The sequence below is a fragment of the uncultured Thermosynechococcus sp. genome (assembly GCF_938074695.1).
In the GTDB taxonomy this organism is placed as follows: Bacteria; Cyanobacteriota; Cyanobacteriia; order Thermosynechococcales; family Thermosynechococcaceae; genus Thermosynechococcus.
The window spans coordinates 30,845-49,871 of record NZ_CALJEM010000002.1 but is presented as its reverse complement, the minus strand read 5'-3'; the positions used below and the strand labels follow the sequence as shown (position 1 = coordinate 49,871).

Annotated in this window: 16 protein-coding genes and 1 tRNA gene; 8 read left to right on the top strand and 9 right to left on the bottom strand. The window is 54.2% G+C overall.

Translation table 11 applies throughout. From position 1 onward, the window contains the following. The first annotated feature begins 488 nt into the window (after positions 1-488). The 3 genes from hrcA to Q0683_RS00280 all read left to right on the top strand — a co-directional run bounded on the left by hrcA (position 489) and on the right by Q0683_RS00280 (position 3,664). Positions 489-1,547, top strand: coding sequence for a heat-inducible transcriptional repressor HrcA (hrcA, locus tag Q0683_RS00290; RefSeq protein WP_298617685.1), 1,059 nt, complete (start codon positions 489-491; stop codon positions 1,545-1,547). 93 nt (positions 1,548-1,640) lie between these two features. After that, on the top strand, positions 1,641-2,789 hold the full coding sequence (carA, locus tag Q0683_RS00285) for a glutamine-hydrolyzing carbamoyl-phosphate synthase small subunit (protein ID WP_298613290.1): 1,149 nt from the start codon (positions 1,641-1,643) through the stop codon (positions 2,787-2,789). Beyond that, complete coding sequence (locus Q0683_RS00280) at positions 2,786-3,664, top strand: carbohydrate ABC transporter permease (RefSeq protein WP_298613293.1); 879 nt, start codon at positions 2,786-2,788, stop codon at positions 3,662-3,664. Before carA ends, Q0683_RS00280 begins: the two co-directional genes overlap by 4 nt. Here the strand turns inward: Q0683_RS00280 and Q0683_RS00275 are convergent. The 8 genes from Q0683_RS00275 to Q0683_RS00240 all read right to left on the bottom strand — a co-directional run bounded on the left by Q0683_RS00275 (position 3,657) and on the right by Q0683_RS00240 (position 13,217). Continuing rightward, positions 3,657-5,681, bottom strand: coding sequence for an IMS domain-containing protein (locus Q0683_RS00275; RefSeq protein ID WP_298975615.1), 2,025 nt, complete (start codon positions 5,679-5,681; stop codon positions 3,657-3,659). The two genes, Q0683_RS00280 and Q0683_RS00275, sit on opposite strands and share 8 nt — an antisense overlap. Positions 5,682-5,884: 203 nt before the next feature. Further along, positions 5,885-6,343 carry a hypothetical protein gene (locus Q0683_RS00270; RefSeq protein WP_298975612.1) on the bottom strand — a complete coding sequence of 153 codons (459 nt, stop codon included), beginning with the start codon at positions 6,341-6,343 and terminating at the stop codon, positions 5,885-5,887. A gap of 25 nt (positions 6,344-6,368) precedes the next feature. Then, positions 6,369-6,899 (bottom strand): hypothetical protein, encoded by a 531-nt coding sequence (locus Q0683_RS00265; protein WP_298613302.1) that lies wholly within the window; start codon positions 6,897-6,899, stop codon positions 6,369-6,371. 42 nt (positions 6,900-6,941) lie between these two features. Next, positions 6,942-7,535, bottom strand: a complete 594-nt coding sequence (locus tag Q0683_RS00260) for a 2OG-Fe(II) oxygenase (RefSeq protein ID WP_298617692.1) — start codon at positions 7,533-7,535, stop codon at positions 6,942-6,944. A gap of 33 nt (positions 7,536-7,568) precedes the next feature. Continuing rightward, positions 7,569-8,798, bottom strand: coding sequence for an LPS export ABC transporter periplasmic protein LptC (lptC, locus tag Q0683_RS00255; protein WP_298975607.1), 1,230 nt, complete (start codon positions 8,796-8,798; stop codon positions 7,569-7,571). Next, on the bottom strand, positions 8,785-9,480 hold the full coding sequence (locus Q0683_RS00250; protein ID WP_298612046.1) for an NYN domain-containing protein: 696 nt from the start codon (positions 9,478-9,480) through the stop codon (positions 8,785-8,787). Before Q0683_RS00250 ends, lptC begins: the two co-directional genes overlap by 14 nt. A 65-nt stretch (positions 9,481-9,545) precedes the next feature. Continuing rightward, positions 9,546-11,138: a methionine--tRNA ligase gene (metG, locus tag Q0683_RS00245; protein ID WP_298612043.1), complete on the bottom strand. Its 1,593-nt coding sequence runs from the start codon at positions 11,136-11,138 to the stop codon at positions 9,546-9,548. Positions 11,139-11,183: 45 nt separating this feature from the next. Beyond that, the gene (locus tag Q0683_RS00240; RefSeq protein ID WP_298975604.1) at positions 11,184-13,217 is read right to left on the bottom strand and encodes a hypothetical protein; all 2,034 of its coding nucleotides are present in this window, start codon (positions 13,215-13,217) and stop codon (positions 11,184-11,186) included. Between the two features lie 81 nt (positions 13,218-13,298). Here Q0683_RS00240 and pxcA point away from each other — a divergent pair, with 81 nt between their 5' ends. Then, the gene (gene pxcA / locus Q0683_RS00235; protein WP_366142478.1) at positions 13,299-14,693 is read left to right on the top strand and encodes a proton extrusion protein PcxA; all 1,395 of its coding nucleotides are present in this window, start codon (positions 13,299-13,301) and stop codon (positions 14,691-14,693) included. Here the strand turns inward: pxcA and Q0683_RS00230 are convergent, their stop codons facing one another. Then, positions 14,694-15,110 carry a MerR family DNA-binding protein gene (locus tag Q0683_RS00230; protein ID WP_298617589.1) on the bottom strand — a complete coding sequence of 139 codons (417 nt, stop codon included), beginning with the start codon at positions 15,108-15,110 and terminating at the stop codon, positions 14,694-14,696. A gap of 129 nt (positions 15,111-15,239) precedes the next feature. Here Q0683_RS00230 and Q0683_RS00225 point away from each other — a divergent pair. The 4 genes from Q0683_RS00225 to gcvT all read left to right on the top strand — a co-directional run bounded on the left by Q0683_RS00225 (position 15,240) and on the right by gcvT (position 18,992). After that, positions 15,240-15,320 (top strand) — tRNA-Leu (locus Q0683_RS00225). 184 nt (positions 15,321-15,504) lie between these two features. Then, the gene (gene folB / locus Q0683_RS00220; RefSeq protein WP_298612031.1) at positions 15,505-15,888 is read left to right on the top strand and encodes a dihydroneopterin aldolase; all 384 of its coding nucleotides are present in this window, start codon (positions 15,505-15,507) and stop codon (positions 15,886-15,888) included. Further along, positions 15,872-17,923: a thioredoxin domain-containing protein gene (locus Q0683_RS00215; protein ID WP_298975600.1), complete on the top strand. Its 2,052-nt coding sequence runs from the start codon at positions 15,872-15,874 to the stop codon at positions 17,921-17,923. The genes folB and Q0683_RS00215 overlap by 17 nt, the downstream gene beginning before the upstream one ends. Beyond that, positions 17,916-18,992: a glycine cleavage system aminomethyltransferase GcvT gene (gene gcvT, locus Q0683_RS00210; RefSeq protein WP_298975598.1), complete on the top strand. Its 1,077-nt coding sequence runs from the start codon at positions 17,916-17,918 to the stop codon at positions 18,990-18,992. The genes Q0683_RS00215 and gcvT overlap by 8 nt, the downstream gene beginning before the upstream one ends. The last annotated feature ends 35 nt before the right edge of the window (positions 18,993-19,027 follow it).

Here is a 19,027-nt window from a genome sequence, read left to right as displayed (position 1 = left end):
GCTAAACGGTGGTGGAAGTGAGCGATCGCCCGCTTAACGAAGCTCAACTGCTCCTCCTTGGAGTGAACTAGAAGGCCAAGGGCAGCCCAACTGCGCCCCTATAAACTGGCGGGAGAACGAGCGCAAGTTGAGACACAGCAGGCACAATCGCCCCCTTGGAATCTCTTGCAACTGGCAGTTACCTTGGGTCAGCCCCAATTCCAGTACCGGCTAGCGGCGGAGGAACGGTTCTATCTACGGGAGTTTTGCGTGCCATAGAGGTCACGAGCCGTTGCCCCAGGCTTAGTCTGTCCATCTGCAATTGATTGGGAAATCACCTATTGGCAATGCCCCTTAAGCACTTCCGGCATTCTCTGGGCAAAATTAGCCCTCGCAGCCGTTGCAGCACATCACTGCCGAAATGGGAACACTAGTTTATAGATTAAATCAAAATTAAATTAAAATAAATAAATAAAAACATCAATAAGAAATCACAGGTGTAAGGGGTTATGACGATTGAACTCAGCGATCGCCAAAAGAAAATTCTTGGCGCCACAATTAACCATTACATTGCCACGGCCGAACCCGTCGGCTCAAAGGCGATCGCCACGGAGTACAACCTGAACGTGAGTCCGGCCACAGTGCGCAATACCATGCTGCTCCTTGAAAAAAGCGGCCTGCTTTACCAGCCCCACACTTCCGCCGGACGGGTACCCTCCGATTCTGGCTACCGCGTTTATGTGGATGAATTGATCCAGCCTATTCCCGATGTGGCTCGCAAAGCCGAAAGTCTCTTGAGTGAGCGCCTCACTTCGGGACAGCAACGCCTTGAGGTCATTTTGCGCCAGGCGGCACAGTTGTTGTCGGACCTTAGTGGCTACATTACGCTAATTACACTCCCCAATCGCTTGGAGCGGCAGATTCGGGTAATTCAACTGGTGTCCTTAGAGCCGCAGCAGGTGATGGTCATCCTTGTTCTTGATACCTACGAAACCCAGTCGGCACTGATCCAATTGGATCAAGGGGAAGAAGACCCTGAGCTGCGGGAGCGCACCCTACAGGTATTGACAAACTTTCTCAATCACCAGTTACAGGGGCGATCGCTGGTGGAACTCAGCACCATTGACTGGCAAAAACTGGATTTAGAATTTCAGGCCTACAGTCAGCAGCTTCAGACCTTGCTACAACAATTGAGCGATCGCTATAGCCAGCAGGGGACTTCCTTTGTCATCACCGGCCTTGCTGATCTCCTCCAGCAGCCGGAATTTTCCCAAGTGGAGCAGGTGCAAATGCTGCTGCATCTTCTCGAAGACCAACAGGATCAACTGGCTCCTCTCATCAGTGCTGATAGCCAAGCCCCCTCGCAAGTGCAAATCCGCATTGGCAGTGAAAATGCCCTAGCGCCGATGCAGTCCTGTACATTGGTCTATTCCTGCTATTGCTATGGCAACTCCCCTGTGGGCAGTGTCGGTATTTTAGGGCCGACGCGGATGCCCTATGCCCGCATTATTCCGCTGGTGGCCACCGCCGCAGATTACCTGACAGAGCAAGTGAGTCGCCGCAGGTAGGGAAATCAAAACAGGAGACAAGCTCTGTGCACTTAACGGTTGGCTTTATCATGCAGAATAAACTATTGGGCTTCCCCAGTTGGAGATATTGCAATGCCTACACCCGCCCTGCTGGTTCTCGCCGATGGTTCAGTCTTTCGCGGTTTTTCCTTTGGAGCACCGGGGACAGCCATTGGCGAAGTGGTCTTTAATACGGGCATGACGGGTTATCAAGAGGTGCTCACTGACCCGAGCTATTGTGGTCAAATTGTGACATTCACTTACCCTGAGTTGGGCAATACGGGAATCACCCCTGAAGATGATGAATCCGATCGCCCCCAAGTGCGCGGTGCCGTCGCTCGTAATGTCTGTGATATTCCCAGTAACTGGCGATCCCAACAATCCTTGCCCGATTACCTCAAAGCCCATCGTATTCCCGCTATTTATGGAATTGACACCCGTGCTCTTACTCGCAAAATTCGCACCGCCGGTGCCATGAATGGCGGCATTTCCACTGAAATTCTTGATCCTGTTGAACTGCTGCAAAAAGTCCTTGCCGCTCCCAGCATGCAGGGGCAAAATCTAACCAAGGTGGTGACTACTCGCACCCCCTATGAATGGACAGAACCCACACCGCCCGCTTGGGAATTTCGTCCCCAAACCGCCACCGAAGAGCCACCCTTGACGGTGGTGGCCATTGACTTTGGCGTGAAGCGCAACATTCTTCGTCGCTTGGCCAGCTATGGCTGCCGTGTGATTGTCGTGCCGGCGGATACGCCAGCGGAAACAATTCTCAGCTATGACCCCGACGGCATTTTCCTCTCCAATGGCCCCGGTGATCCGGCGGCGGTGCAAGAGGGTATTGAAACAGTGCGCAAATTACTGGCCGCGCAGCGTCCTATGTTTGGCATTTGTCTGGGGCATCAGTTGTTGGGTCTCTCCCTAGGGGCGGAGACTTTTAAGCTCAAGTTTGGTCACCGGGGGTTGAACCAGCCCGCTGGCCTGACACAGGAAGTGGAAATTACCAGCCAAAACCACGGCTTTGCCATCACCGAAGAATCCCTTGCCCAAACTCCCGTTGAGATTACCCACTTTAACCTCAATGACCACACCGTTGCCGGTCTGAAGCACCAAACATTGCCGATTTTTTCGGTGCAGTATCACCCTGAAGCCAGTCCAGGCCCCCACGATGCTGATTATCTCTTTGGCGAGTTTGTGGCGCAAATGCGTGCCTATCGTCAACAACACCCCCGCAGCCAATGAAAGGGCGATCGCTCACCCCCTACTTTTTTCTTGCCCCTGCCCTAGGGTTGCTGACACTGACGGTCTTTTGGCCGGCGCTACAGGCCTTTTTCCTCAGTTTCAGCCGCTATGAAACCGATCTACTGACTCCGCCCGTATGGGTGGGAGGGGGCAATTTTGTGCAGTTGTGGCGCGATGGCGTCTTCTGGAAAACGTTGGCCAACACTTTCCTCTATCTGGTTGTTGTGGTGCCGATTCTGGCGATCGCCCCTCTGCTGCTGGCAATTTTGGTCAATCAACCCCTGCGGGGCATCCACTGGTTTCGGGCGGCTTATTACAGTCCGGTGATTGTCTCCATGGTCGTGGCGGGGATTGCTTGGCGCTGGCTCTATGCCCCCAATGGTCTGCTGAACCAACTGGTGCAGGGTCTGCATCTGCGGGATAGCCCAATCCCTTGGCTGACGAGTCCCCACCTCGCCCTCTTTAGTGTCATGGCCGTCACCGTCTGGAAAGGCTTGGGCTACTACATGGTGATTTATTTGGCAGGATTGCAGGGGATTAGTCGTGAACTCTACGAAGCAGCCGCACTGGATGGCAGTGAGGGATGGCAACAACATTGGGATATTACATTGCCCTTGATGCGCCCCTACATTTTCTTAGTGAGCATTCTCTCGGCCATCTCTGCCACTAAGGTCTTTGAAGAGGTCTATGTAATGACCCAAGGGGGGCCACTCAATAGCTCCAAGACTATTGTTTATTACATCTACGAGAATGCCTTTCAGCGTTTGGAAATTAACTACGCTTGCACGATGGGACTGGTTTTATTCCTGTTTATTCTGGGGTTGTCCCTTTTGAATCTCAAGTTTGGCCGCCAAGTGGAAATGCCCCTTAGTTGAGCACCTGCATGCGTTGAATTAGCCACTGATCTCCGCGCCGAATCAAGGTGTAAATGACGCGGTAGGGATCGCTGTAGGAAATGTCATTGCGCAGTGCCCCCTGTTCATAGAAACGGGCATCCTCGTGAATCTCCGCTACGACCTCTGCGCGATCGCTCCCTTGGGGACGTATTGCCTTCACTTCTAGGGTCTTCAGGGTATAGACCCAATGGCTGCCCTCGGACTTCAATCCCTGTGCCCGCGATCGCCAGCGGCTCAGCTCTGGCTCCGCCAAAATCGTTGCCAGTTTGTCCATTTCAAACCCCGTCCCAAGGGCTTGGGCTTTAATTTGCTGCCAGGTACGAAGGCGATCGCGCGCCATCTCAGGTGTTAACGTTGTCGCCAATGTCGTTGGTGGTGGTGTAGGCGTTGCCACAGGTGTAGGCGTGGGTCTCAGCGGTGGCAGTGGAGAGGGGGGAGCTTCAGGACTGGAGGTTGGCCAATAGACCTTTGCTAAGGCTCCTAATCCCACAAGCACAACTCCTACCCCTGCCCAAAACCACCTCCGGTGTTTTTTGCGCTGACTCCTTGGAATGCTGCACCGTTTATGGGGACGGCGTTGGGGTGCCACTGAGCCGGTGACGGTGGAAGAAGAGGTAGAAGGCGATGCAGAAACCCCTTGACCCAGCTCGGTGTGATACTCCAAAGGCAAGGTTTCTGCTGTAAAGGAAACGGGAGGCGGCACAGCCACTGCTGGTTTGATCACGTCAGAACGTATCCCAGTGCCGGTGTTAGGTGACTCAGCAGCAAGGGAGTCGTCACTCAGCGCTTCTAAGTAGGTTTGGATATTGGGGTCGCCAAAGTAAGCATCCAAGGCCACGGGTGTTTCCCCCAAGTCCCGAAAGGCAGGGTAAATTTCCTCCCGTAGCCATTGCTCTGTGTAGTAGTAGAGTCCCGGCAGCAGATCGCTGGAGTCACCGGAATAACTGCGGATAAGGGCTAAACTCTGCTGATCTTGGGATTTGTCCAACGCTGCCAATGCCGCAGCAGGTTGTCCCAGTAGGAGTAAACAACTGGCCAGTTCAAGGTAGATGTCTTGATTGGGCAGCAGCCGCTCTAGTAAATCCCTAGCGCGGCGAATATAGCTGGGCTGAAGTTCCTGCATCCCCCGCGCCACCAGTGCATGGACTGCAAGGTAGGTCGCCACTGCCGAGGGACGCCGTGATTCCCGTTCAAAGAGTTCCTGTTGCTCTGCTACGGTGAGATGGCTGCGCAGTTGCAGAATAAATTTCAGAAAATCCTCAACCCCTAGGCCAGAGTGATCCTCATGGCGCCCTTCAATACCCCCGCGATCGCTGAGCATCTGCCGCAGTAATAGAATACCCCGCTGCCGATTGACACTATCGGATAAAGGCAGGGCCAGTAGCTCGAGAATGCGATAGGGACGCAGCCGATTGAGTTCCGTCTGCAACTGCTCTTGGAGTTCAGGAAAGAGGGTTGCCCGCTGTAGCACTCCCAGACCGGCTTCTAGATGAGAGGCAGCTGCTTCGTAGGACTGCCGCTGCCATTCTTCGCGTCCCAATTCCAGATAGGCTAAAGCCACAGTCAAGGTAATGTCGGCAACAGTGGCTGAGGGAATGTAGGGATGGCTGAGATCTAGGGAGCCTCTTTTAAGAAACTGTTCCCCCAGTTTGACCACTTCAGAGTAGTTGCCCAGTTCATAGAGGAGTAGGAGCGCCCCTGAGAATTGCTGATCACTAATTTCAAGTTGGGGAGCTGTGGCATCGGCCTCCAACTGGGCAATCAAATCATCGGAATCAATGACACGGCAGTGGCGATCGTAGGTGTGGCGCTGCTCCGGCTCTCGCAAAACCGCATAGGCTTGCTCGATGAGTTCACGGCGGGCGGCAACAGTGGCGGGAGAGTGCTGATGGCTGGGGAGTTGCAACAACCGCTCTTGAAATGCCTGTTCAATCTGCTCCGGCGTTGCCTGAATCGGCACACCCAGCACTTGGTAATAGTCGAGGGGAATGCGCACCTGAACCCAAACCTCTATGGATAAACCTGTTCATCAACGACAATGCTTTGTCTTTTCAACCAGAACAGGGAACCACCGCCAACCATTCCTTTGTCTTAGGCATGACCCTGCATAGTCTTCCTAAAGAAAAGGAAGCATCAAGCGTTCTAAGGTATCACAATTTTTGCCCATAGTCGGCGTTTGAGGCTGTATTCAGCTTGTTCTTAACCCCGTACTTTTGCCGTAAAGCCAGAGGCCTTAAATTGCTCTAGTTGTAAAGGTGTTGGTTGGTTGTAGGGCACACTAATGCGAATCTCAAAATCGCTAATCCCCGGTGGGATCACGTCAATTGTGCCGACCCGTGTGCGGTTTTGCAATACTGGATTGCCATTGGCATCGTAGATACGGCCAAAGACATCGGCATCCACCACCGTTTTGCCGGATTTATTCTCTGCTTTGCCGGTAATTAGGTAGCAGTTGGCCTTGAGGGTCGTTCCCCCTGAGGTCACTGAACCCTCGCCAATTTCCGGTGGACATTCATGGTAACTCAGGTCAAAAAGCCGCACCGGAATGGTGGCGATCGCCGGCAGCGTTGCGATACTTGACCAGCATAGGATACTCAAAAGCAAACCCACGACGCCGCGACGCAGATACCGCACAAACCAATTTGCACCCATGGTCATCGCTCAGCACGCAAGTACGTCCCCATTATCCCACAGTCATTAGAATCCATAGATCTACAGTGCCCAGTAACAGCGTCAAAACGGCCAAAATAGTGTACATCCAAGGCTGAGCAAGGGGCTTAATCATGTCTGTGGGTAATCCCGTATGGGCTTCAATGGCACGCATCATTTGGGCAAAGCCTGCAACCCGCATGGGGAGAAGGTATCTCTGACCCCCAGAAGTTACAAGGTAATACACCAAGCCCCCTTGGCTGGTGCTGCGGGGCTGTAGTCCTTGAATCTCTGACCAAGTCAGTTGCCACTGCCGCCGCAGAAAAGGTGGAACCCAGCGGGGATAGGTGATCCGAATTCCTTGGGCGTCGAGTTCCACCCGCTGACTCAGGGCACCCCAGAGCAAAAGACCCCCACAGGCGATCGCCCCCCATAGGAACCAGGGTGAAACAGGGGCAGCCGTCTGCACTGCCAAAAAGGGTAGAGGAAGGGTGAGTGCCCCATAGAGAGCCATCAGTGTTCCAGAAATCAGCGGCGAGGTTTTGAAGCGCAGGGGTTCACTCATGGTCGTTGCCTAGTTACTGCCTAAAGGATTGATCATCGTCCATCAATAGAATAACCAAGTGGCAAAGGCATATTTAGTACCCTGCACCACGGGCAAGGCGGCATGGGGATGGGTATAGTAGGCAGGAAAGACCACCACATCCCCCGTCCGTGGCGTGACCTTTACCCCTTGGCGATCGAAATAGGTTTCTCCCCCCTGAAAATCCTCATTGAGATAGCCCACCAGACTCACATCCCGCGTCGGGATACCTTGAGCCAGCTCCATTTGCCGACTGGCCAGCAGGAGGTTGTCCACATGGCGGCGATAGCCCTCGCCGACTCGATAGCGCAGGATCGAAAAGTTCTCAATTGCAGGAAAGCGAATCCCATAGTGCTGGTAGAGGACGATTTGAATCGTTTGTGTGGCTTGCAGAAGGATCTGCCGCATCATGTCTTGTCGGGGGTCTTGGGGGTCAAAGCGCAGGACGCCGCCGCCGCGCACTGAGTGATCAACCGTCCCCATGAGAATTTGCGCCTCCTCAAACCCCACCTTCTCAGCCGTAGCAATCACCTGCTGACACTGCTGTGCCGGAATCAAACGCTGAAAAAGGAGAATCTCACCCCCCAAGTCAAGAATTTGTAATGGCGTAGCACTCATAGAGCAAAGATTGTTGCTCTCTCTACTGTAGGTCTAGGGGAGGCGCAGTTGCACGGGGACTTCACTTTGAACCCTGCCACTGACAATCACCTCTTGGCGATCCAGCCACCCTTTTGCCCGCTGTCCCTGAACTTGAATGCGGGGATTGCTCTGGCGGTAAAAGACGCCGCCCTGGGCTTCCACTTCCTGTTGGGGAATCCGCCAAACCAGTTGAGCGGTGCGCAGATGGGCATTAGGGCGCTGGATTTCCACTTGACCGCTGGCTTCCACCCGTTCTTGGGGAATCCACCAATTGAGTCGCTGGGCGCGCAGTTGCGCCTGCTGGGGTTGACTATTAATCTGGGCATTGTCAAAAATGGCGCGGTTTTCAGCAATCAGGAGAACACCGCGGTTGGCTTGGCCTTGAATGCCTTGGCTGGGGTATTGTACCCGCAGGGGGCGATCGCTCACCAACTGCTGCTGCGGAATCCGCCAGCGCACCATTTCCCCCTCAACCCGCAGGGCAGGGTTGGGAAGTTGCACCTGTACTCCCCCTTCTAGGGTGACCACTTGATCGCTAATTGACCAGATTACCCTTTGGGCTTGGAGCCGTTGCCCTTGGCGATCGCCCCCTACACCCACGACCGTAACCCCTCCTTGACCCATGCCCCCGGCCAACAGCCGATTGGGCTGCTGCTGCCACACCAGACTCTCCGTATGCAGCCGCAAATCCTTAGCGTCTTGGGCTGGCGAGGTCACCTGAACCCTCTTGAGGGCACGCAGTTCTTGACGTTGATTATCCGCTTCCAGGCGCTGGGCGGTAACGCTGACTTGGGGATAGCGGGCTTGCAGGTTTTTCTGGGCAATGAGTACCCCGCGATTCCCCTGCCAGACAAATTGATCGGCAATAATCGTCCCCTTTTGCCGCAAATCGGTGACCGTGGTGCGGCCTTCGATCCAAAGTTGACCCTCCCGCTCGCGTACATTCACCGCCTTGGCCTGCACCTTATAGGCGGGCTTACCCTCTGCTTTTAGCTCACCGCTAAGGTTTTGAATCTGTAACTGCCGGCGATCGGCATCGCGATAGCGTGCTTCCGCCGCTTGCAGTAACCAGAGGAGTTCACCCCTTGCATTGGTTTGCCGCAGTGTTAAATTTTGCAGCTTTACCTCACCTGTGACTTCTGGTTCTGGTGATGGCTCCTCACCCACCCATTGATCTACCCAGCCGCAGCCTGTCAAGGCCAGCAAAAGGCACAGGAGGAGGGCAGTTCTAGGCAGAGGCATTGTGATCTAGATTCTCTAGAGTCTTTGCTGAATCATCCGCAGCAGTGGCCTCTTTCCTTTCGGAGGTCTCTTGTTCCCAGTGAGGGGTAACAATGGGGGGTGGCGTTAAGCTACCGCTGGCGGGGCGGTAGGTGTAAGTAGAGCGGGGCGCTTTTTGGATTTCTTCACGGATGCTTTCAAGATCAATGTAGCGATCGGCAACGTTAATCAGGCTATCGCTAGTCATCGATCGCAAGCTCACCACCTCCACCCGTGCCCCTCGGTAACTGACGGCATCCACTGCATAGGCCAAATCTCCATCCCCACTGACCAAGATGGCGGTGTCATAGCAGCCCACCAGCGCCATCATATCCACGGCAATTTCCACATCCAGGTTCGCCTTTTTTGAGCCATCGGGCAGTTGGACGAGTTCCTTGGAGACCACGCGGTAGCCGTTGCGGCGCATCCACAGCAGAAACCCCTGCTGTTTTTCATTGGTGGGGTCAACACCGGTGTAAAAGAAGGAACGAAAGAGCCGAGAGCCTTGGGTCAAGTGGCAGAGGAGTTTTGAATAGTCAATTTCAATGCCCAGTTGCAGTGCTGCGTAGAAGAGGTTGGAGCCATCAATAAAGATGGCAACGCGCCCGCGATTTTGTAGCACCTGTTCTGGGGTGTAAATGACTGAAGACGAAGAGGTAACCATGTAGAAATCATCTCAAAAAAAGTGTGTTATCGAAATACAAAGTCATACCTCTAGCGTATCGCGCGTCAAGGAGAATCGGTGACGGTTGGGGGGACGGGAAGCTTTTGGAAAATTGGCTCTGGATTGGCCAAAGGCTGCAGGGCAGGGAGAACACCCCACCGAGCCTGGCGATCGCCCAAAAGGTCTGGGGCAACAACGGCTGCGTTAAGTTCAATAGTATAGCCCAACTGCCGATAGATTGCCTCACTCAGTTGGGGGATAATCGGCGCTAGCACATAGGCCACAAGGCGCACCGACTCCAGTACAGAGTAAAGAATTTCAGCAACAGCTTCGGTTTCTCCCGCCTTGTAGCGTTTCCACGGTGCCTCCTCATCGAGGAACTTATTGCCTGCCCGCGCTAAGGTCAGGGCCTGTTGGCACACCTCATGGAAGGCCAGTTGCCGATAGCTTTGAGCATAGATTTGGCTAAGGTGCTCTGCCAGTTGCCGCAGCGGCTGCTCTTGAGGAATGGCAGTTCCTTGGACATTGGGCACTTGTCCCCCTGTGTATTTCCAGGCCATTTTCAGGGTGCGATTGAGCAAATTCCCCAAATCATTGGCCAGATCCGCATTGAGAATATTGACAAAGCGGGTCTCACTAAAGTCCCCATCGCGGCCAAACTCCACCTCTTTCATAAAGTAGTAGCGCACTGCATCGGCACCATACTGCGCTACCAAAGCAAAGGGATCAAGGGTATTCCCCAGACTTTTGCCCATTTTCTGACCATCCTTGGTAAGAAAGCCATGGACAAAGATCTGCTCTGGTAGGGGCAAGCCCGCTGACATTAACATGGCCGGCCAAGAAATTGCATGGAAGCGCAGAATATCCTTACCGATAATGTGAAGGTTAATCGGCCACCACCGCCTGAGGGCATTGGCCAAGGTAGGCTCTTCATCGGGTTCTAGAAGCGCCGTGACATAGCCCAAGAGGGCATCAAACCAGACGTAGAGGGTCTGTTCTGGATCTATGGGTACGGGAAACCCCCAAGCCAAGTTTACCCGCGAAATGGAAAAGTCCTGAAGCCCCCGCTCAATAAAACTCAGTACCTCATTGCGGCGACTGGGGGGCTGGACAAAGTCAGGGTGGGTTGCGTAGTAATCTAGGAGAGCCTGCTGGTACTTCGAGAGGCGGAAGAAATAGTTGCGCTCATCTCGCCATTCCACTGTCCGATTCACATGGATTGGGCAGCGCTTGCCCTCCAGTAACTCCCGCTCGTCTTTGAATTCCTCGCACTCAACACAGTACCACCCCTGCTGCTGCCCGAGGTAGATGTCGCCGCTGTCCCACACCCGCTGAAAAAACTCGCTGACAATGGCTTGATGTCGCGGACTGGTGGTGCGGCTAAAGACATCGTAGCGGATATTGAGTTGTTGCCAGAGGGATTGAAACCCAGCGGCAATCTCGTCGCAGTGGGCTTGGGGACTCACCCCCCGCTGTTGAGCGGTGCGTTCAATTTTCTGGCCATGCTCATCGGTACCAGTAATGAACCGCACTTGGTAGCCCTGCAAACGGTAAAAGCGAGCCAGTACATCGGCAGCAATGGTGGTGTAGGCACTGCCAATGTGGGGAAGGGCATTGACGTAGTACAGGGGGGTGGTCAGTGAAAAGTGCGGTGACAAGCGACAATTCTCCCTACGGGGTCAAACAAAGGGCGTTATTTATCGTTATTTATCTATAGTGCCATCGCCGACGGCCTGCAGGCGATCGCCCACCGCCAAATCCACCCAAGGACTGAAGGGGCCTTCCTGTTCCCTGCCGTTGGCCGCTAAGTCACTGTGGCACAGGTACAGGCGATCGCTCACCCGTGAGCACAGATCCACCAGTAAATGCTCCAGACGTTCTGACTCCAATTGCCATACCCGTGCACTGGGACTTGCTGCCCCCCGCCGCAAAAAGAGGGGTGCCTGCCAGAGACATTGCAAGCCACCATCCTGCCAACGCGGACTCCCCGCATCCAGCCAAAAATGCCAGCGATGGGCCAGTCGGGCACTGCGATATTGAAATGTTGTTGCTAGTAAGACCCCTTGGGGTTGCCACAGGAGTGGGGCCGGATTCGCTGTCACGGTGCCCTGCCGCAGTAGGGAGATCCATTCCCGGAGTCGCTCAGCGATTGGCGTGGCTCGGTATTCCGCCAGGTGGTCATAAACTTGCCAGTAGGTAGCTATGCTCTCTAGGAGGGATCGCAAAGGGGCTAGTTCACTGGCCGTTAGGTTCTGGGGCCGGATGTAGCGTTGGATCGCCGCCTCAAGCACATAGGCCGGAAATTGCCGGCCATCAAGACCACCTAACCAATTGCAGAACTGGTTATAGGCTTCGGTGGCGCGATAGCCAAAGCGATCCCAATGACCATAGCAGGTGGTCGGCAGCAGTTTGGGTTGTCGGGGATCGGGTTGAAAGCAGTAGTTAGCCAATAGGCCGGCGCGCACGGGATCAATGTCGCGCGGCTGAAAAATCGTCAGCATTTCCGCAACGGCAGTTGCCTCTAGGCCAACCCCAATGTCCTCATAGACAAAACTTAGGAGAGTTAAAAGGGCACGCACCAAGGGAGATTGAATCAGTGGCCGTTGTTCATTCCAGATGACAAGGGGAATGCCGCGCTTTTTTAGCTCAGTGCTGAGGACATAGCGGGCAACGCTATCTAAACCGGGGGCAAGGATGGCAATCTCTGTTGGCTGTATAATTCCCCTGTGAATAGCTCCGGCAATTGTCTCAACAACCTCCTGTAACAGCTGCATCCGCGAGGTGGTCTGGATGGCCTCAATTGTTGTCGGCAATGTGGATTGGGGGGTTTTGAGCAGTTCCTGAATTGAAGACCGGAGATCGGCCGTGTCAAAAATTGTGTTTCTGCAGGCGGGCAGATCAATTACCTTAGCCTGTTGTTTCAGGCCCAGGAAGGCATCGGGATCGGCACCGAGACCCAGACGCACCGCACCGATGGGTTGATGGGTCAGGACAATCTTGATCCCCTGCTGGTTGAAGTGTTCGATCAAATCTGCCATCACCGCTGGATAGTTATGGGTATTGTCAGCAAAAAGACACTGAAACCGTTGTTTTAAGGAGGCTTGGTATTGCGGATGGTTGAGAAGAACATGGCCAAATAGGGCAGCGGTGATGCCGTAGGTGAGCAGACTATGTTCAGTACACCAAGCTTGCCATTGGTCTAAGGCACTCGCGATCGCCTCCACCGTTTCTGAGGGAAGGTCAAGCTGATGATCCCTCATCAATTGGGGCAAGTCATCAAGGCGGAGGCGGGCAAAGGCAGCCAATTGAAAAATATCGAGCAGGTGCCGGGTGGCGCGATTGCGATTCTCACTGAGGGGGGCAAGGGTGCTCTTCTCTAGCCAGGGCTGCCACAGCCGCTGTGCCCAGAGCAATTCCGTTTCCGGCTTAAGATGCACAGGGAGACGGGAAGCAACGGCCTGAGCTTGAACCAGCAACGGCCAAAAAAGTTCCACCTCATCCTGCATGAACCCCAAGGGGGTGGCAATGTAGGGTGTATAGCCACTGCCCAACTGCCGTTCAATTTCCTTCTGAATTGCTTGGCGGCCTTCTACTGTATCCGTCAAAAAAAGAAGCGATTCCTGCCCTAGGGTCAACGCGGCGGGTGTGCCTTGGGCTTGCTCAATCCACTGGCCAAAACGTTGAACCAATGCATAGGTTTTGCCGCTGCGACTACCGCCGCTGATCCACTGCAACACTGCCGGCTAAGTCCGCAAAGTCAATTTGCTACGATGCTATCTATCCTATCGATTTATTTGCTTCTGCGGTAGCCGTTGAGAATAACTGCAATGTCCGGCAATCCCTTTATTCGCCTCAGAGACTGGATCAAGCGAGCACAACAGTGGTATCTCACAACTCCCAACCGCGCCCTGCAGGAAGCCTACGAAGCTGCGCTGAAAATCCGAGAAATTGAAATAGAGCACTTTGACGGTCAACCCATTAGCCCCCTCAATTTGCCCGTGGGAGAAGTTTCCAGCTATTTCGAGATAGAGCTGAAGCGACTCCTGAAAACCATTCGCCTGCGGATGGCAGAGTTCCGCGCCAGTCGGCAAATTTTGCCCCTTGTGCCCCCCCAGCGTTTGCCCACTCCCCCGGCTGACAGGGTTAGCACTGCCGTGGAGACCTATTCGGTGACCACCCCAGTAACCAGCGCCACTGAGGAACCCAGCGTCTATGAAAAGCTGCGCGTCATTGATGCCACCCTCAACCGCTATAAACGGCAGCGAGAAAAGGAACTCAATGCCCTTGCCCGTCCTAGTCTCAGTCGTCAAGACCCTCAACAACGCCAGCAGGCGGCAGCCCTAGATAAAATCGAAGAAAATTCTCTATATTTATCAGAATATATTAGTGATGACCTCACCAATGATTCCAAGCTTGACAGTAGCAGCTTTATTCCTCGCTCTATTTTGCGCACCGCCGATCGCTTTCGCCGTGAGCTAAACTCTGATGAAACCACTGAAGCTGAGGTCCTTCGTGATTTTCGCACCTCTAAACTGCGCACCCGTCTTGCCGTTCGCTTCATGCTGCTGCTGGTGATTCTGCCCCTGTTGACGCAGCAAATTTCCAAAGCACTGATTGTTAGTCCTCTGGTAAACCACTTTAAGGCGGTGGGTCAGATTGAACGCATCATTAACTCTCAACTGGAGGACAATATTCTGGATGAACTGGCTCGCTTTGAAAACAAAATTCGCTTTGAAAGTCTGGTGAGCAATGTGCCGGTTTCTGCAGAGGAAATCCAAGCCCGCATCCGCGAAAAGGCGATTGAGCTATCCACAGAATACCAAAAGGAACTGATTGAACCGCTGAAAAATATCCTCTCCGATACGCTGGGATTTGCCGTCTTTTTGACGCTGGTCTTTACGGGTCAACGACAATTGGCGATTGTCAAAGCTTTCTTGGATGAGGTTGTCTATGGCCTTAGCGATAGTGCTAAAGCCTTTATCATCATTCTATTCACCGATGTGTTTGTGGGATTCCACTCCCCCCATGGTTGGGAAGTGCTGGTTAACAATGCCCTAGAGCACTTTGGATTTCCCCGCAATGAGGATTTTATCAATATGTTTATTGCCACGTTTCCGGTGATGTTGGATACGGTGTTTAAGTATTGGATTTTCCGTTATCTCAACCAGATTTCCCCATCGGCAGTGGCTACTTACAAGAATATGAACGAATAGTTAGGCATGGTGGACGGGTTGCAGAATGGGACAAATGGTGTCCGCTGAGGGGTAAGGGGGCGATCGCCAGCCCGATAGGAGACCTTGCAATTCCTGCTGCAGAAGGTGCAACTGCTGAATTTGTGCCTCAATGGCAGCCAACTTCTCCTCTAGCTTTTCCTTGATGTGGTCACAGGGAACTTCCCCGCGATCGTACACCTCAAGACAGGCTTTGATGTCGCTGAGGCTCAGGCCAAGGGACTGGGCACGTTTAATGAAACTGAGGCGGGCAAAGACATCCTTGCCAAAGAGACGATACCCACCGCTTGTGCGGCCCACTGTGCGCAACAGTCCCAATTCCGCGTAGTAGCGAATGGTCTTAACGGGGAGACCACTGCCGTGGGCAACGGTACCAATCAAATAGGCGGCTGCATGCATGGGCGTTCTTCCAAGGGTAGGACAAAACGTTGGTGAGAGAGGGGCGCCCCCTAATCTCAATTTTCTGCCCCCACGACCCCGATCGCCCCTTTCGGAAATTCAACCCTTTGCGTTATGATAAAAAACTACGCGGATGTGGCGGAATTGGTATACGCGCACGTTTGAGGGGCGTGTGGCTTTGCCTTGCGAGTTCGAGTCTCGCCATCCGCATCTTCTCTAGGGGTGAATGTGAACTTGGAAATCCAAGCCGCAAGGGGAATAATGGTAGGGTCGCTGAGGAGCAAGCTCACCATTGGCGGCACTTTGACGATAAAGTTAAGTCAAGGAGGGCAAGGGGCACAACAATCAGGAAGCCCAGCAGAATTTTTGCCTGTGTTGTTATGGATCGATACCCTTGAGCGACTCATCAATTGACTGTCTCCACCTCTCGGGAATTCGCTACTACGGCTATACGGGCGCCCTACCGGAGGAACAAATTCTCGGCCAGTGGTTTGAGATTGATATTAAGCTCTGGTTTGATATGGCACAAGCGGCGGCCGGCGATCGCCTTGAGGATACCCTTGACTATCGCCCCCTGTTGCAGGCGATTGAGCAGCTCATGCAGCGGGAGCGCTTTCAGCTCCTTGAGACCCTCGCAGCAGCGATTATGAACCTTTGCCTTGCCCCCCCTCAAGTGCAACGGGCAGCGGTACGCGTCACAAAAGTTGCCCCGCCGGTGCCCAACTTTACGGGTCAAATTAGTGTTGAAATGGTACGCTCCCATGCCAAATCGCCTTAGCCAGTGCCAAAGTCTTTACCTGCGCAAGCATGCCGAAAACCCCATTGACTGGTGGCCGTGGTGTGATGAAGCCCTTGCCAAAGCCGCTGCCGAGGATCGGGTGATTTTTCTCTCGATTGGCTATTCCAGTTGCCACTGGTGCACCGTTATGGAGGGGGAAGCCTTTTCCGATCCAGAAATTGCCGCCTATCTCAACACCTATTTCCTGCCAATTAAGGTGGATCGCGAGGAGCGACCCGATATTGACAGCCTCTACATGCAGGCGTTGCAACTGATGACGGGTCAGGGGGGCTGGCCGCTGAATATCTTCCTCACCCCTCAGGATCGCCGTCCCTTTTATGGCGGCACTTACTTTCCTGTGCAACCGCGCTATGGCCGGCCGGGCTTTTTGCAAGTGTTGCAGGCGGTGCGTCGCTTCTATGACCAAGAAAAGGAGAAGCTGGCTGCCCAACAGGCTACCCTCTGGCAATATCTTGCTGCCTCCCCTGAGAGGGGAGAGACCATCCTCCTGACAGAAGACCTCCTAAGGGCGGGGATTCGCCAAGTCACGCCGATTTTGCGCGATCGCCCCCAAGGCACCTGCTTCCCCATGATGCCCTATGCCCAAATGCTTCTCCAAGGGTTGGCTCTGAGTCCCAATCCTCCCGAACTGTTGCACCTGTGTCGGCTGCGGGGACACAACCTCCTGCGGGGGGGCATCTATGACCATGTGGGGGGTGGCTGGCATCGCTACACCGTCGATCCGCAGTGGACGGTGCCCCACTTTGAGAAAATGCTCTACGACAATGGCCAAATTGTGACCTATCTGGCACGGCTGTGGCAACAGGGCGATCGCTCCCCCCAGATTCCCAGGGCAATTGCCCAAACAATTCAATGGCTAGACCGGGAAATGACCGCTCCCGAAGGCTACTTCTACGCGGCTCAAGATGCCGATAGCTTTGTTAGTGCCCATGATTCTGAACCCGAGGAGGGCGCCTTTTACTGCTGGCAGTATGGGGAGCTAGAGCAGATCTTAAGCCAGACCGAATTGGCACAATTGCAAGCCCACTTTGAAATTTCGCCCCAAGGCAACTTCGAGGGCAAAATTGTGCTCAAGCAAGTGCGCCCCCCTGAACAGCCTGAGACTCTAGAACCGATTCTGCGGAAACTTTTTGCCCGCCGCTATGGTGCCGATACACCTATGGATCAGCCCTTTCCTGTGGCCACCGATAATGCAACCGCTAAGGGGCGGGCTTGGCCGGGACGGATTCCACCGGTTACCGATACCAAAATGATTCTGGCCTGGAATAGCCTGATGATTACCGGCCTCGCCACAGCCGCCCAAGTCTGGAGAGCACAGGCCTACTGGAAACGAGCGGCTAAAGCAGCTCAATGGCTCCACGAGCATCAATATCAGCAGAACAAACTTTACCGCCTGAACTATGGCGGCACCGTCACTGAGGTGGCACAGGCCGAGGACTATGCCTACTGGATCCAAGCCCTTCTTGCCCTGCATCAGGCCAGTTTAGCGGTGGGGGAAGCGGCGCAGCCGTGGTTAGAGTTGGCCTGTCGGTATCAAGCCCTTTTTGATCAGGAGCTAGGAGCCGCGGATGGAGGCTATTACAATGCCCCAGAGCGAGCCGACTTGATTCTGCGCCAGCGGGAAGGTTTGGATAATGCCACGCCTTCTGCCAATGGGGTGGCGATCGCCAACTTGGTGCAACTCTTCTTGCTCACAGAGAATCCCACTTATCTGGAACAGGCAGAAAAGGGACTGTGTTTCTTTGGCCAGTTGATGAAGGAGTCTCCCCAGAGTTGTCCGAGCCTTCTGGCGGCGTTGCAGTGGTATTTGCAGCCGGTGTGTGTGCAAACGCGCTCTGATCAGGTGGTACCCCTCTTGGAGCGTTACTTGCCAACAGCGGTTCTCAAAGTTCGGGATAACCTTGAGCCTGTTGCCCTTGTCTGTGAAGGCTTGCGCTGCCGCGAACCGGCACTGACCCCTGCCCAACTGCAGCAACAACTGGATAGTCTCTTTCCCTTAGTGACCTATGGCTGAAGCGTTGCGTCGTACCCCCCTCTATCCCCTGCATCAAGGCGCACGGTTTACCCCCTTTGGTGAGTGGGAAATGCCTCTCCACTACAGCAGTATTTTGCAGGAACACCAAGCGGTGCGGCAGCGGGTGGGGATGTTTGATATTTCCCACATGGGGAAGTTCCTCCTGCGAGATCCTAGGGCGATCGCGGCATTGCAAGAACGGGTGCCCACGGATTTGAGTCGTTTGCAACCCGGCCAAGCCAAATATACTGTCCTTCTCAACGAAGGCGGGGGTATTGTGGATGATGTTATTTTCTATATTGGCGATGGGGAGGTACGCTGTATTGGGAATGCGGCCACCACTGCCAAGGACTGGGCATGGTTTCAGAAGTATTTACCCGCCGGTATTGATTTTATTGATGAGTCCACAACACAGGTGCTGATTGCCCTTCAAGGCCCTGCGGCGACAGCAACCCTAACACCCCTGTGCGATCGCTCTTTAGGGGAGATTAAGGCCTATCGCCATGCTCAGGTGAATCTATTGGGACAGCCTGCTTGGATTGCCCGCACCGGCTACACGGGTGAAGATGGTTGGGAAATTCTTGCAACGCCGGAATTGGGGCAACAGTTGTGGCAAACCCTGCTGGCAGCCGGTGTTACTCCCTGTGGCTTGGGGGCGCGGGATACCCTGCGCTTGGAGGCGGCCATGCTCCTCTACGGCCAAGACATGGATGAGCAAACCACGCCCCTTGAAGCGGGTCTCGATTGGTTGATTGATTGGCAAAAGCCCGATTTTGTAGGTCGTGCTGCCCTCTTAGTGCAAAAGGAGCAGGGGATTGAGCGGCAGTTGGTGGGTCTAGAACTCGTCGGCAAAGGCATTGCTCGCCATGGCTACCCAATCTACGCAGGCACACAGGCCGTCGGGGAAGTCACCAGTGGCACCCTATCTCCCACCTTGGGGAAGGCGATCGCCCTCGGCTATGTCTTTCCAGAGTTTGCCCACACGGGTCGTGAACTAGAAGTACAGGTGCGCGATCGCCGCGTGCCAGCAGTGGTGGTTCCTCGCCCCTTTTATCGTCGCCCTCGCTAACGAATGCCATTCCGCTAAAATTTGATTCATCAGTG

Coding starts and splice junctions, on each gene's coding strand:
- hrcA (WP_298617685.1), top strand. CDS start 489: ATGACGATTGAACTCAGCGATCGCCAAAAGAAAATTCTTGGCGCCACA.
- carA (WP_298613290.1), top strand. CDS start 1,641: ATGCCTACACCCGCCCTGCTGGTTCTCGCCGATGGTTCAGTCTTTCGC.
- Q0683_RS00280 (WP_298613293.1), top strand. CDS start 2,786: ATGAAAGGGCGATCGCTCACCCCCTACTTTTTTCTTGCCCCTGCCCTA.
- Q0683_RS00270 (WP_298975612.1), bottom strand. CDS start 6,343: ATGACCATGGGTGCAAATTGGTTTGTGCGGTATCTGCGTCGCGGCGTC.
- Q0683_RS00265 (WP_298613302.1), bottom strand. CDS start 6,899: ATGAGTGAACCCCTGCGCTTCAAAACCTCGCCGCTGATTTCTGGAACA.
- Q0683_RS00260 (WP_298617692.1), bottom strand. CDS start 7,535: ATGAGTGCTACGCCATTACAAATTCTTGACTTGGGGGGTGAGATTCTC.
- lptC (WP_298975607.1), bottom strand. CDS start 8,798: ATGCCTCTGCCTAGAACTGCCCTCCTCCTGTGCCTTTTGCTGGCCTTG.
- Q0683_RS00250 (WP_298612046.1), bottom strand. CDS start 9,480: ATGGTTACCTCTTCGTCTTCAGTCATTTACACCCCAGAACAGGTGCTA.
- Q0683_RS00230 (WP_298617589.1), bottom strand. CDS start 15,110: ATGCATGCAGCCGCCTATTTGATTGGTACCGTTGCCCACGGCAGTGGT.
- Q0683_RS00215 (WP_298975600.1), top strand. CDS start 15,872: ATGCCAAATCGCCTTAGCCAGTGCCAAAGTCTTTACCTGCGCAAGCAT.
- gcvT (WP_298975598.1), top strand. CDS start 17,916: ATGGCTGAAGCGTTGCGTCGTACCCCCCTCTATCCCCTGCATCAAGGC.